This window comes from Vibrio gangliei (assembly GCF_026001925.1).
GTDB classification, from domain to species: domain Bacteria; phylum Pseudomonadota; class Gammaproteobacteria; order Enterobacterales; family Vibrionaceae; genus Vibrio; species Vibrio gangliei.
The window spans coordinates 1,145,229-1,159,447 of the sequence record NZ_AP021869.1; the positions used below are offsets into that span (position 1 = coordinate 1,145,229).

Sequence of the window (14,219 nt, forward strand, 5' to 3'; positions counted from 1 at the left end):
TGACAAAATGATAAAATCGCGCAATAAATAACCAGATTGAGTTTTGGAATTTATTTTGTTTATTTATTGAGCGATGGTTGCTTATTAATATTAAAAATATCAATAGGGTATGTTGGTTTCATCATCAAGCCACGTTTGCGACTTCTTTGTCTGTTCAAATGACTAAATTTGTGAAATAGCTCAACTAATGAAGCAACTTTCTTTATAATGCAGGGTTTGATGGCACACCACTTAGCCGAGATTTGAGGTATTGATGCGTTTAGATAAATTTTTATGTGAGACTTTAGGCGTGACTCGTAAAGAAGCCACCATTTTATTACGACGTGGTGAGGTGACCGTGGATGGACAAACGGTGAAAGTTGCTTCTGTGAAAGTTGATGACAAGTCTCACGTTGAATGGCAAGAGCGCCATATTCCAATGCCGGGTCCACGCTATTTTATGTTGTTTAAGCCTGATGGTTTTGTCTGCTCACATGAAGACAGCAGCAATCCAACCGCATTTGTATTACTTGATGAAGTCAATATGGATAAGCTGCATTTTGCGGGGCGTCTTGATGTGGACACCACTGGATTAGTGTTGATCACCGATGATGGAAAATGGTCACACCGTATTACTTCGCCAAAGCATAAGTGTGAAAAAACCTATCGTGTGTGGTTGGAAGATGCGATCGGTGAGGATTATGCAGAGCAATTGGCGCAAGGTATTCAACTGCGTAATGAAAAAGATCTCACTTTGCCTGCGAAAATGGAAGTGGTGGACTATTCACAAAACGAGCTACTGCTGACTATCTCTGAAGGAAAATATCACCAAGTAAAACGCATGTTTGCAGCTTTAGGCAATAAAGTTGAACAACTGCACCGTGAATCTATTGGTGCCATTGTTTTAGATGACACTTTAGAGCCTGGTGAATATCGTCCGCTAACTCAAGAAGAAATTGATTCTATTTTATAATTATTGAAAAGGCATGACGCCCTTAACATAGTCAACCGTTTGGGTTCTTGGTTCAAGATGTCATTGTTGTGCTTTTTTCTTTTCTGTTTTATCACTTTTAAAAGGACACTTCATGCCACAGTCTGCCTTACCAAAAAGTAATTTCTTATTGTTTTTGATTTTAGGCTCAATCGGTTTATTAACCCCATTTGCAATCGACATGTATTTACCTGCGATGCCGACTATTGCAAGTGATCTCATGGTTAATCATGGCATGGTGCAGGGGACATTAACCGCTTATACGGCAGGTTTTGCATTAGGGCAGTTATTACATGGCCCACTTGCTGACAGTTATGGTCGACGCCCTGTATTAATGACCGGCATTGTTTTTTTTGCTATCGCTTCGGTTATTTGTGCGACCACAACGAGTATTGAAGCCTTGCTCTATACACGTTTTGCTCAAGGTTTTTCTGGTGCTGCTGCTGCGGTTATTGTACAAGCGGTTGTGCGGGATATGTTTAACAAAGAAGAATTTGCGCGCGCAATGTCGTTCATCACACTGGTGATTACGATATCTCCATTGCTTGCCCCTATGATAGGTGGTCATCTCGCCGTATGGTTTGGTTGGCGTTCAATTTTTACTGCTCTCGCCATTGTCTCATTTGTTGTCTTACTTGCAGTATTGATAAAAATTCCAGAAACCTTAGCGCCAGAGAACAAACAACCATTACGTTTTCGTACTACGTTGCGTAATTATTTTCACCTGATCACGAACCCAGTAGCATTCGGTTTGATTTTCTGCGGCGCGTTTTCTTTCGCTGGGATGTTTGCATTTATTACGGCAGGCTCATTTGTCTATATCGATATTTATGGAGTAAAGCCGGAATATTTCGGTTATTTGTTCGCTCTTAATGTCGTGGGTATGGTGATCATGACCAGCTTTAATGGCCGTGCTGTGCGTAAAATGGGTTCTCATTGGATGCTAAGATTTGGGCTAAGTTGTCAGTTTTTGGCGAGCATTGCATTATTTATTAGCTGGCTATGCGGATTTGGTTTATGGGCGATTGTGCCATGTGTCGTGTTATTCGTTGGGACGATTTCAATCATTGGTAGTAACTCAATGGGGTTATTACTAAGTAGCTATCCGCAAATGGCTGGTACGGCGTCTTCTTTAGCGGGGACTTTGCGGTTTGGTACGGGAGCGGCGATCAGTGCGTTGATAGCCGTCATGCCGAGTGGCAATGTGTGGCCGATGATCGTTTCAATGTGTTTATGTGGTGTGTTATCTATTAGTATGTATTGGCTACTGAGCCGTAATGCTTAATCTTTCTTAATCTGAGTTCATTATGCAATATTCACAAGAAATTCAACGTGTTGTAAATACAGCATTAAGCGAATTAAAACAGCAGCATCAGAATGGCAAATTGGCCAATACCCCGATCACCAATACCCATTTCATTGCGCGTTGGGTAACAAAAAGTATTAAGAGTCAGCAATTTGATCGTTGTGTGAAAGATGATTTGGTCCGTTGGCAAAAAGCCAGTCGCAGTAAAGGTTCGGCGAGTGAGCTGTTAGCCACTTTTGAGCGTATTGCCAAACTGTATCAAACTTTCTTACCGGTTGATGGTGAGCCTAAGCCAGTCAAAGATGCTGATATTGAAGCCTTTATGGATCACATGGAAAATAAAGGTTGGGAAGTGGTGAATGAATTTGAATTAACAGAAAAGACGCAAATTTTTGCCGACCAAGCCAATTCATTTGTACTGTGTGCCAAACAATGTGACGATTGCTTTGATGGGGAATGGCTCGTTAAACCGATGAGCTTTTATGTGCGCGGTAATCATGCCGAGTTCATTACTGAAGCGACCGAACACGGGTTCTTATTGCATAAGCAAACGGATTATAAGTCGATTGTGAAATATCACGGCGAATACCTGATATACCCCAATAATGTTGGCTTAAAATTGGCAGAAATTCCGTTTAACTATTGATCAAACATTGAAAGGTCGGTTGGTATTTAATTTTTTATTGTTCGTTTGTTACTAAATCAAGGTATTAGTATTGTCTTGATGGATGAAAAATCGCAATTAATATGATCAACTTCAAATTCCTTTCTACCTAAGGTTAATTAGTGTAAATTTCTTCTCTTATTCTAGATAGTGAGTACAGGTTTCATGCTTGATTTAAAAAATCTTTGTAAAGGCTACATTGACGGGGGCGTTTTTAACCCTGTTTTACAAGGGGCTGAATTGACATTGGAACCTGGCGCACAATTAGCATTAATGGGCGAAAGTGGCTCTGGTAAAAGTACGTTATTGAACATGATCGCAGGGTTAGATAAGTGCGATTCTGGTGAAATTATTTGTTCCAATTTCCCCATGCATTCTGCCCCTGACCGAGAAAGAACTGCATTTCGCCGCAATAATATTGGTTTGATTTTTCAACAGTTTAACCTTCTCACCACGCTTAACATTGCCGATAACATCCGCTTTTGTCGTCAACTTAAAGGATTACCTGAAGATGCCAAACTGTGGCGTCAAATTCTCTCTTCTTTAGATCTCATGCCGTTACTCGGACGTTATCCTGAAGAAGTGTCGGGTGGACAGCAACAACGTGCGGCTATTGCACGTGCTTTGTACATGGAACCATCTCTGCTGCTTGCCGATGAACCGACGGGTAGCTTGGATGAAAAAAATGCTGAAGCGGTCATGCGCTTATTGACAAGCCTATCAAGTCAAATGAATTGCACATTGCTTCTCGTAACGCACAGTGAACGAGTAGCAGCACACTTGGATGGTTGTGTGCGTTTACAAGGAGGCGTGCTCAATGTTATGGCCCGTAGCTAAAGCTCTGCTTGGCCATTATCGCCGCCATCCATTTCAAATTCTTCTTGTTTGGCTAGGGCTCACTCTAGGCATATCGTTATTCGTTGGTGTTTTAGCTGTCAATTACCACGCCAAACAAAGCTATGCGCAAGGGGAGAAGTTATTCTCTAACCCTCTGCCGTATCGTATTCAGCCAAAACTGGCTGGCAACAAAATTCCACAAGGTTTTTATATTCAATTAAGACGAAATGGTTTTCATCAATGTGCGCCATTTGATACTTACCGAGTCGTTACCGAAGATGGTATGCAATTGAATATTGTCGGCTTTGACCCTGTTACCATGATGTCATTTCAATCGGAACAGAATCTGAAAACCGCGGATATGTTGGATTTAATGCGTCCACCATATCCGATTTTGATCAGCGCGCAATTATCCAATTACCTTGACATCTACGATGGTGATTTCATTTCATTAAATTCTGGTGATGAAATCGGTCCAATTAAAGTCGATACCAAATCTCGTATTTCTGGCTCACGCCTTGTTGCGGATATGTCGCTCATTCGCTCACTTAATCGCAGTTCTGGTTTTGATATGATCGCTTGTGCAGCGATGTCTCCCGATAAACTGGAACAGTTACGCAATTATTTACCCAATGGGATTTCTCTGCATCGAAATACCCGTGTAGAACTCGGTTCATTAACAAAAGCGTTCCACATGAACCTGACGGCGATGGGAATGTTGTCATTTTTAGTGGGCTTGTTCATCTTCTATCAAGCGATGTCTTTATCTTTCATTCAAAGGCAACCTTTAGTCGGCATTTTGCGTTTAACGGGGGTGTCTGGTTGGCAGTTAACGAAAGCATTATTGCTGGAAATCTTTGCTTGGATTCTAGTCGGCTGGTTGAGTGGTACCGTTCTTGGGCTTGCTCTTGCCAACAAGTTGATGCCATCGGTTTCTGCTAGTTTGAGTGATTTATATAATGCAGATGTGGGTCTAAAAATTGATTGGAACTGGGAATGGATTCAATACAGTTTATTGATGTCTATTTTTGGATGTTTGCTGTCTTGTTTTTGGCCTCTGATTCGTTTGATTCGCTCGCAACCAATCCGACTTGCTTCTCGTTTATCATTGGTTCGCTTTGCCGGGCGTGAATTTGGCTTACAAGCGTTTGTTGCCTGCGTATGTACGGTTGCGGCTGTGGCGCTATATCAATCGCCATCATCTAAAGAAGAAGGTTTTACCCTAATTGCGTTGATGCTCGTCAGTGTCGGCTTGGTGATGCCATATTGTTTATGGAAGCTGTTCTCTAGTTTTTCTTTCACTATGCCTTGGGTAAAGGTTCGTTGGTTCTTTGCTGACATTGCTGCCAGTATGAGTTATCGCGGTGTTGCGGCGATGGCCTTTATGTTGGCTTTGGCGACCAACATTGGGGTTGAAACCATGGTGGGCAGTTTCCGAGCAACCACGGACCAATGGTTAGTACAGCGTTTATCGGCTGATTTATATATTACGCCGACCACTTCTTCTGCCGGTAGAATGGGGAATTGGCTTGAAGAGCAGCCAGAAGTAAATAGTGTGTGGTGGCGTTGGGAAAAAGCACTCCAAACGGAAAACAACACTATTCAAGTTGTGAGCTCGGGTCAGTCAGAGGGTGAACGTAAATCTCTAACTGTGAAATTGGCGGTACCGCAATTTTGGCATCGTTTGCACCATGAGCGAGGTGTGATGATCAGTGAGTCGATGTCACTGAAAGAACATCTTCACACTGGTGATATTATTAATCTTCCAGAGCCCTTGGGAGGCGGTTGGCCTGTTTTAGGTGTCTATTATGATTATGGTAACCCTTATAATCAGGTGATCATTTCGCAAAACCAATGGCAAGCGCTATTCCATGGTAGTGGCGATGTTGCGCTTGGCGTCGTGCTGAATGAGAAAGCGGATTCCACTGCGCTAATTCATAGGATGGAAAAACGTTACAGTTTGTCTCCGGAACGTATATACAACAATAATGCCATACATACTCAAGCCATGATTGCTTTTAATCAGACGTTCAAAGTGGCGGATACCTTGGGCAAAATTACGTTATTTATAGCTGTTTTCGGATTATTTGTTTCCACCGTTGCAGGAGAGGTATCGCGGCAGAAACAGGTTGCTTTACTGCGCTGTCTCGGTATCTCAGGTAAAGAGTTGGTTGTGCTTGGGGCATTGCAATTATTAGCAATTGGTCTCTTTACGGCATTCATCGCGTTGCCGTTAGGGATTATTTTGGCTCAGCTTATGGTGGAAGTGGTATTAAAAAGCGCCTTTGGTTGGACAATGCAAATTACGTTGTTACCCGAACAATATATTTCCACGTTCTTATGGTCTTTAAGTGCTTTATTTGTAGCTGGCGCTTGGCCGGTTTGGTTAATGGTTAAGACAACACCGATGAAACTCTTGAGGGATTCGTTGTAATGAAAACTCAAAAGCACCATAAAGTTCTAAAGTGTGCTGTTGCCGTGTTATCGCTCGTGGTATTGGCAGGACTGCTTTTGCCTCACTTTGTCAAAGACATTGTGGCAAAGGAAATAGAACCGGTGACTCAATATGTGCCTGAAGAAGATAATTCAAAATCGGTCTATGATCCTGTATTACCGGATTACACCATAAAATTTGGTCAAGATTTTGCGGAACATCCAACTTTCCACAACGAAGTGTGGCATTACAAAGCGAATTTAAAAGGTGAAGATGGCCAAGAATACGGTGTTCAATGGACTGTTTATCGTGTGGCTAATGGCGACTCACAAGGCTTAGGCTGGAAAAACACTCAAGTTTATACCGCGCAAGTGGTGGTTTCGAACCCTGAACATGCATGGCTACAGCAGCGCTTATCTCGTGGTGGCATTGGTCAAGCCGGTGTGATGATGTACCCATTCCGCTTATGGATTGATGATTGGAGTTGGGTCTCAAATAATAATTATGCAGTTCCAAGCCAACTGAATATTAAAGCAGATGAGTTCTCACTTAAATTGAATAACGCTGCTTACGGACCTTTTGTTTTAAATGGTGATAATGGCTATAAAAGAACGCATGACTTAATGTCGACCGCGTCTTATTCCTTCAGCGCACCATTTCTTAAAACTAAAGGGGTGTTAGACCTGAATGGACGTAAAGTTAAAGTTGAAGGTGTTGCTTGGGTAGATAAAGAGTGGGGCAATCATCTTGTTGCTGACCGATCTTTACGTTGGGATAATTTCAGTATTCATCTTTCTGATGGAAGGGTTTTGTCTCTAACTCAATATCACAATCCACAAAACATGCGCTATATTTCGGGGTCTATCGCTGGCCGTGACGGCTCAAAAATACATTTGAAGAATGGTGAAGTAAGAATTTATCCACTTGAGAAACATCGTGTATCTAATGGCCGTGATTTACCTCTGCGATGGGTAATTGAAATTCCTCGTCTACAAGTTAGCTTGATCACAGAATCGTTAAATAACGAGTTATGGCTACCTTTCTGGATCCCATCATGGGAGGGCCCAATTGTCGTGACAGGAAGCCACAAAGGTGTTGGCTTTATGCAATTGACGGGATACTAATCTATAATAATCAATTGTTTATGTGGTTTTTTTCTTTTGATTATTTTAATGCGAATTATAGAACTTATAAATGTTCGGAAAAACCGAACTAAAGTCTCCAAACAATCGATTTTACGGTTAAAAGTTTCCATATAATATAAAACCATGTTTTGTTTTATTTGACTTCACGCCAACTAAGGAAAAGTTATGCGAGATAAAGTTATCAATTTTTTTAAGATGGAATCAGCAAGCGGCATCATTCTTGTCATTGCCGCTGTTATTGCGATGCTGGTTGCCAACTCATCATTCGGCTATGTGTATTATGAAGCGCTTCACTCTTATATTTTAGGCATGTCTGCTTCACACTGGATCAACGATGGTTTAATGGCCGTCTTCTTTATGTTGATTGGTTTGGAAGTAAAGCGTGAGTTGATGATTGGCGCATTACGTTCAAAAGAGACAGCTGTATTTCCCGCCATTGCAGCCATTGGCGGTATGGTTGCACCAGCGTTAATCTACCTTGTATTTAACTTGCATGATCCTGTAGCCGTTGGCGGCTGGGCTATTCCTGCCGCAACAGACATTGCGTTTGCTCTTGGTATCATGGCGTTATTAGGCCCTCGTGTGCCTGTGAGTCTAAAAGTGTTCTTATTGGCACTTGCGATTATTGATGACCTTGGTGTTGTTGTGATCATTGCTTTGTTCTATTCAAGCGACCTTTCGACTTTAGCACTACTTGTTGGCTTTATCGCAACCGCAATACTGTTCATCATGAATATGAAAAATGTGACTAAAACCCGTTGGTATTTAATCGTTGGCTTCATTTTGTGGGTGAGCGTACTGAAATCAGGTGTGCATGCAACCTTGGCTGGCGTATTAATTGGTTTTGCCATTCCACTTAATGGCAAGGAAGGTGAAAAGTCACCACTGAAAAGTCTAGAACATGCACTGCATCCATATGTGAACTTCTTTATTTTACCTATCTTTGCGTTTGCCAATGCGGGTATCTCTTTAGAAGGTGTATCACTGACTGGTCTAGCGTCAACCGTTCCAATGGGCATTGCATTAGGTTTGTTAATTGGTAAGCCATTAGGTGTGTTTAGTTTCAGCTGGTTATCTGTGAAAGCGGGTCTGGCAAAATTACCAGAAGGGATTAATTTCAAGCAGATCTTTGCGGTATCAGTATTGTGCGGTATTGGTTTTACCATGTCGATTTTCATCTCATCATTGGCTTTTACCAACGTAGATGCCGACTTCGATACTTACGCCCGTTTGGGAATACTCATTGGTTCAACGACTGCAGCGGTACTCGGTTACATTATGCTGAATATGTTCCTACCTAAGTCTGTCAAGTCTAATTAGTGTAAAACAGCAACAAAAAAATTCGTAGAAGGTCACTGATTACAGTGGCCTTTTTTATTATCTGGGAGTTATCGGAATGACAAAAAACAGACGAAAAAAAAGCCCAAATCAATTTGATATGGGCTAAAACAATATAGGAGTTGTATATGAAAAAAATTGCAATTAGGTGTAGAAACTATTGTGAAGCTCTTTCAGCTATGAGTAAGAGATTTGCAAATTTGCATTCTTCACTTGCTACGTAATATAGGACTGGCCTTTATCCATTCGGTTCAATCTTTTTTCAAATTAATTTTAATGATTTTTAACTGGTTGATTATAAAGGAATTAAAAAATTGTAAGTGCAATGCTTCACAATTGTGAACAACGGCACTTGTCTGTTGAGCACTTCTTGTTAATATTTCAAACAAGCGTTTAATACAGGCAATTAAAATGACAGCAAAAAACAAAACAAAAGCCAAAATCATGGATGTTGCAGAGGCACTATTTGCTGAACATGGTTTTAATGATACGTCATTACGTACGATTACCACCAAAGCCAATGTCAATTTAGCCTCAGTGAACTACCATTTTGGAGACAAGAAAACGTTAGTTCGTGCCGTTCTAAACCGTTACTTAGAAGCGTTTATGCCCGCGCTGGAAAAAACGCTAACGGAATTGAATCAGCAAGAAAACTATACCATGACGGATGTGTTTAACACGTTAATTCAACCTTTGTTGTCTTTGGATAAATTACGTCCAAATGGTGCCAGTCGATTTATGTTATTGACCGGCCGTGGATACACCGATGTACAAGGGCACTTGCGTTGGTTTATCACCACGCGTTATAGCAGCGTGCTGAATTTGTTTTCAAGTTCGGTACAAAAGGCCAACCCGAAACTCGATCCTGAGACGTTGTTTTGGCGATTGCACTTCACGCTTGGTACATGCGTGTTCACCATGTCTTCAAGTAAGGCATTGGCGGAAATTGCCTATAACTCTTATGGTAAAAAAGTCGATTCAGACGTGCTTATTCAACAATTAATCCCATTCTTAGCTGCCGGTGTAGCTGCGCAAGACTAGGAAAATCTAATAATAACAATGACACTAAATAACGTGGAAAAGGAATAAATTATGAGCTCACTAAGACAAAAATGGATCAGTGACCCGGCGTTTAAATGGTTTAAACAAGTATTACCACCACTTTCAAGCACTGAGCGTGAAGCGATGGAAGCGGGCAGTGTCTGGTGGGATGGGCAATTATTTTCTGGTTCACCAGACTGGCAAACACTACACAATTATCCGAAGCCGCAGTTAACTCAAGAAGAGCAATCTTTCATTGATAATCAAGTCGAAACTCTGCTAGGCATGTTAGATGATTATAAAGTGGTGCAAGAGGATCGTGATTTACCACCAGAAGTGTGGGAATACATTCGTAAAGAAAAATTCTTCGCCTTGATTATTGATAAAGCCTACGGTGGCTTGAACTTCTCTGCACATGCGAACTCAACCATTGTGACTAAAATTGCCACACGTAGTATCAGTGCTGCGGTGACGATTATGGTGCCAAATTCATTAGGCCCTGGTGAACTCTTGTCGCACTACGGAACACAAGAGCAAAAAGATTATTGGCTACCTCGCTTAGCCGATGGTACGGATATTCCATGTTTTGCCTTAACGGGGCCAGAAGCCGGCTCTGATGCGGGTGGGATTCCAGATAAAGGTGTGGTGTGCAAAGGCATGCATGATGGTAAAGAAGTACTTGGTATCCGACTCAGTTGGAACAAGCGCTACATTACGTTAGCACCAGTGGCGACAGTACTTGGTCTTGCATTTAAACTGGATGATCCAGACCATTTGCTTGGCGATAAAGACCACCTTGGTATTACTTGTGCCTTGATTCCTGCAGATCACGAAGGTGTCGAAATCGGCGAGCGCCATGATCCTCTCGGCCTTGCGTTTATGAATGGCCCAACTCGTGGCGAAGATATTTTCATCCCAATGGATTGGCTCATTGGTGGTGCAGATTACGCCGGTAAAGGTTGGCGTATGCTGGTGGAATGTCTATCGGCTGGTCGTGGTATTTCATTACCCGCATTAGGCACGGCGATTGGTCATCTAACGAGCCGAACGACTGGTGCTTATGGTTATGTGCGTAAGCAATTTGGTATGTCGATTGGTAAGTTTGAAGGGGTAGCCGATGCCATGGCGCGTATTGGTGGTATGACTTATATGCTGGAAGCTGCACGTACCTTAACAACAACGTCTCTTGATATGGGTGAAAAGCCGGGGATTGTGACTGCGATTGCCAAATATCACATGACAGAAATGGCTCGCACTATCTTAAATGATTCAATGGATATTCACTCAGGGCGTGCTATTCAAACCGGGCCAATGAACTATCTTGCTCATCATTACTACGGTGCGCCAGTGGCGATCACAGTAGAAGGAGCAAACATCCTAACGCGTAACTTGATGATTTTTGGTCAAGGTGCAACCCGTTGTCATCCATTTGTATTGCCAGAGATGGAAGCCGCAGCGAATCCAGATGAAAAAGCCGGTGCGAAGGCATTCGATAATTTATTGTTTAAACACATGGGTTATGCGATTAAAAATAGCTTAGGTGCGTTTACCATGGCATTAACCGGCTCACGTTTTGCTAAGTCGCATACTTCGGGGCCAACCAAGCAATACTACCGTGATATGACGCGTCTAAGTAAAGCACTTGCGGTGACAACAGACTTTGCGATGTTGACTCTTGGTGGTGAGCTAAAACGTAAAGAAATGCTGTCTGCTCGTCTAGGTGATGCGCTGAGCTACTTATACTTAGGTTCTGCGGTGTTAAAACGTTATGAAGATGAAGGCCGTCAGCAAGCCGATTTAGACTATGTGCATTACGCAATGAACCATTGTCTAAGCAAAGCGGCAGAAGGTTTATCTGAAGCCTACCGTAATCTGCCAAGTCGTGTTGCTGCTAATGTACTGAAGCTATTAGTTTTCCCACTAGGTAATCGTTTTAAAGCGCCGTCAGATAAGCAAAAAACCAAAGTGGCTGAAAGTTTAATGACACCAGGGGAACATCGCGATCGTTTGACCAACTTGTGTTATATCGGTGACGATGAAAACGACAGCGTTGGTTTGATCGAACGTGCATTCATTGCTATGTATGGCGTGAAGCATTTAGAGCGTAAGATCATGTCTGCGGTGAAAGACGGTAAATTACCAAAAGCAGGTGTGCTAAAAGAGCGTTTAGCTTCAGCGTTAGAACAAAACATCTTAACGCAAGATGAAGTCGACCAAATCTTAAAAGCAGACGAAATTCGTTACCGCTCAATCCAAGTTGATCACTTTAGCCATGATTTTAGTGAAATACGCACACACGATCAGGATACAAAGGTGACATCAGCAAAAAAGTTAAATAGCGCTGCCTAAGTTTTAAGCGCGATTGACATCTACCCAAACAACGCCATAGTTTTACTGTGGCGTTTTCTTATAACTAACTGCGGATAACGAATGAAAATTTGCGTGAATATTGGTCAAGAAGAGGTCTAACCACCATGATTTGGCACAAAAAATCTGAGAAATAAGATGCGAAACACGGGATAAACTTTTATCCTACAGGGGTTTTTTAAAGGAAGCTGAATATGATTATCAAACCGAAAATCCGTGGATTTATCTGTACAACGACACATCCTGTGGGTTGTGAAGCAAACGTAAAAGAACAAATTGCTTATACCAAAGCGCAAGGTCCTATTGCTAACGCTCCGAAGCGCGTATTAGTGGTAGGCTCTTCTAGTGGTTATGGCTTGTCATCTCGTATTGCAGCTGCATTTGGCGGCGGCGCATCAACTATCGGTGTGTTTTTCGAAAAGCCTGGCACAGAGAAAAAACCTGGTACTGCGGGTTGGTATAACTCAGCGGCTTTTGACAAGTTCGCAAAAGAAGAAGGCTTATACTCTAAAAGCTTAAATGGTGATGCGTTCTCAAATGAAGCAAAACAAAAAACCATCGAGCTTATCAAGCAAGACTTAGGTCAGATTGATATGGTGGTTTACTCGCTTGCATCGCCAGTACGTAAAATGCCAGAAACCGGTGAAGTGATCCGTTCTTCTCTTAAGCCAATCGGTGAAACTTACACAGCAACAGCGGTTGATACCAATAAAGACGTGATCATTGAAGCAAGCGTTGAGCCTGCAACTGAGCAAGAAATCAAAGACACCGTCACCGTGATGGGTGGTGAAGATTGGGAATTGTGGATGGCAGCTTTGTCTGAAGCTGGCGTGCTAGCAGAAGGCTGTAAAACGGTGGCTTACAGCTACATCGGTACTGAGCTAACCTGGCCAATCTACTGGGATGGCGCACTGGGCCAAGCGAAAATGGACTTAGATCGTGCAGCAGCAGCATTGAATGAAAAACTAGCCGGTATCAAAGGTACAGCGAATGTTGCAGTACTGAAAAGTGTGGTTACTCAAGCCAGCTCTGCTATTCCTGTTATGCCGCTTTACATCGCGATGGTGTTCAAGAAAATGCGCCAAGAAGGCGTACATGAAGGCTGTATGGAGCAGATTCATCGTATGTTTACTCAACGTCTATATAAAGAAGATGGTTCTGCGCCAGAAGTGGATGAGAAAAACCGTCTACGCCTAGATGATTGGGAATTACGTGAAGATATTCAGCAGCATTGCCGTGATCTATGGCCTCAAGTGACGACTGAAAACTTGAAAGAGTTAACAGATTACGTTGAGTACAAAGAAGAGTTCCTGAAACTGTTTGGTTTCGGTGTTGATGGTGTGGATTATGAAGCCGACGTCAACCCAGAAGTAAACTTTGACGTACAAGATATTTAATCAAAGTTAATTTGTTTGTATTGAATGAAGCCAGCAGCTAATAAGTTTGCTGGCTTTTTTGTTGTTGGTGTTGTGCATGTGTGTTTAAGTGATTATGTTTATAGCTAAGTACTTGGTTTATACCTAGGGTCAACAGCCCCTAAGACTTGGGTATACATTCACATACTAAGAGGTTAGGCCTATGCAGCAATCATTAGGGAAACTGTATTTTTTTGCTGGCAAAATGGGAGCGGGCAAATCCACTTATTCTCAGCACCTTTCTCAAGAGTTGAATGCTGTTCATATTAGTGAAGATGAATGGCTCAGTATTCTCTACCCAGATCTTATTGCAAATTTCGAAGACTATTTAAAATTTGCCTCAAGAATTAAACCTCTCATGTTTAACCATGTAAAAAATATCCTTGAGTCTGGAGCTGACGTTGTATTAGATTTTCCTGCCAACACCAAAAAACAACGTGAATGGTTTGCGCGATTAGCCGAGGCATCCAGAGTAGAACATGAGCTCATCTATCTTGAAGTATCTGACCAAACCTGCCTGGAATGTCTCAAACAGCGTCGAGTAGAACAACCAGAGAGAGCGCAGTTTGATACGGAAAGTATGTTCTTGTATGTCACTCAATATTTTGAAGCGCCGAAGCCAGATGAAGGTTTCACTGTTCGGCAGATAAAAACTAACTAACTGTGTTTAATGGACTTTCTTATCCCGAGATCGGGTTAACT

The 14,219-nt window shown here is 42.1% G+C and carries 11 protein-coding genes; all 11 read left to right on the forward strand.

The features are described from left to right. Window positions 1-253 precede the first annotated feature (253 nt). Window positions 254-952: a 16S rRNA pseudouridine(516) synthase RsuA gene (gene rsuA, locus Vgang_RS05210; protein WP_105902729.1), complete on the forward strand. Its 699-nt coding sequence runs from the start codon at window positions 254-256 to the stop codon at window positions 950-952. Between the two features lie 112 nt (window positions 953-1,064). After that, on the forward strand, window positions 1,065-2,255 hold the full coding sequence (locus tag Vgang_RS05215) for a Bcr/CflA family multidrug efflux MFS transporter (RefSeq protein WP_105902728.1): 1,191 nt from the start codon (window positions 1,065-1,067) through the stop codon (window positions 2,253-2,255). A 19-nt stretch (window positions 2,256-2,274) separates the two neighbouring features. Beyond that, window positions 2,275-2,922, forward strand: a complete 648-nt coding sequence (locus Vgang_RS05220; protein ID WP_105902727.1) for a DUF2913 family protein — start codon at window positions 2,275-2,277, stop codon at window positions 2,920-2,922. 183 nt (window positions 2,923-3,105) lie between these two features. Then, window positions 3,106-3,777: an ABC transporter ATP-binding protein gene (locus Vgang_RS05225; protein WP_105902726.1), complete on the forward strand. Its 672-nt coding sequence runs from the start codon at window positions 3,106-3,108 to the stop codon at window positions 3,775-3,777. Next, window positions 3,758-6,211 (forward strand): ABC transporter permease, encoded by a 2,454-nt coding sequence (locus Vgang_RS05230; protein ID WP_105902725.1) that lies wholly within the window; start codon window positions 3,758-3,760, stop codon window positions 6,209-6,211. Before Vgang_RS05225 ends, Vgang_RS05230 begins: the two co-directional genes overlap by 20 nt. Beyond that, window positions 6,211-7,335 carry a lipocalin-like domain-containing protein gene (locus tag Vgang_RS05235; protein ID WP_105902724.1) on the forward strand — a complete coding sequence of 375 codons (1,125 nt, stop codon included), beginning with the start codon at window positions 6,211-6,213 and terminating at the stop codon, window positions 7,333-7,335. The genes Vgang_RS05230 and Vgang_RS05235 overlap by 1 nt, the downstream gene beginning before the upstream one ends. Before the next feature lie 186 nt (window positions 7,336-7,521). After that, complete coding sequence (gene nhaA, locus Vgang_RS05240) at window positions 7,522-8,676, forward strand: Na+/H+ antiporter NhaA (RefSeq protein WP_105902723.1); 1,155 nt, start codon at window positions 7,522-7,524, stop codon at window positions 8,674-8,676. A 429-nt stretch (window positions 8,677-9,105) separates the two neighbouring features. Then, window positions 9,106-9,735 carry a TetR/AcrR family transcriptional regulator gene (locus Vgang_RS05245; protein ID WP_105902722.1) on the forward strand — a complete coding sequence of 210 codons (630 nt, stop codon included), beginning with the start codon at window positions 9,106-9,108 and terminating at the stop codon, window positions 9,733-9,735. A 51-nt stretch (window positions 9,736-9,786) separates the two neighbouring features. Next, window positions 9,787-12,084 (forward strand): acyl-CoA dehydrogenase, encoded by a 2,298-nt coding sequence (locus Vgang_RS05250; protein WP_105902721.1) that lies wholly within the window; start codon window positions 9,787-9,789, stop codon window positions 12,082-12,084. A gap of 212 nt (window positions 12,085-12,296) precedes the next feature. Then, the gene (gene fabV / locus Vgang_RS05255; protein ID WP_105902720.1) at window positions 12,297-13,499 is read left to right on the forward strand and encodes an enoyl-ACP reductase FabV; all 1,203 of its coding nucleotides are present in this window, start codon (window positions 12,297-12,299) and stop codon (window positions 13,497-13,499) included. Between the two features lie 181 nt (window positions 13,500-13,680). Then, complete coding sequence (locus Vgang_RS05260; protein WP_105902719.1) at window positions 13,681-14,178, forward strand: AAA family ATPase; 498 nt, start codon at window positions 13,681-13,683, stop codon at window positions 14,176-14,178. Window positions 14,179-14,219: the final 41 nt, after the last annotated feature.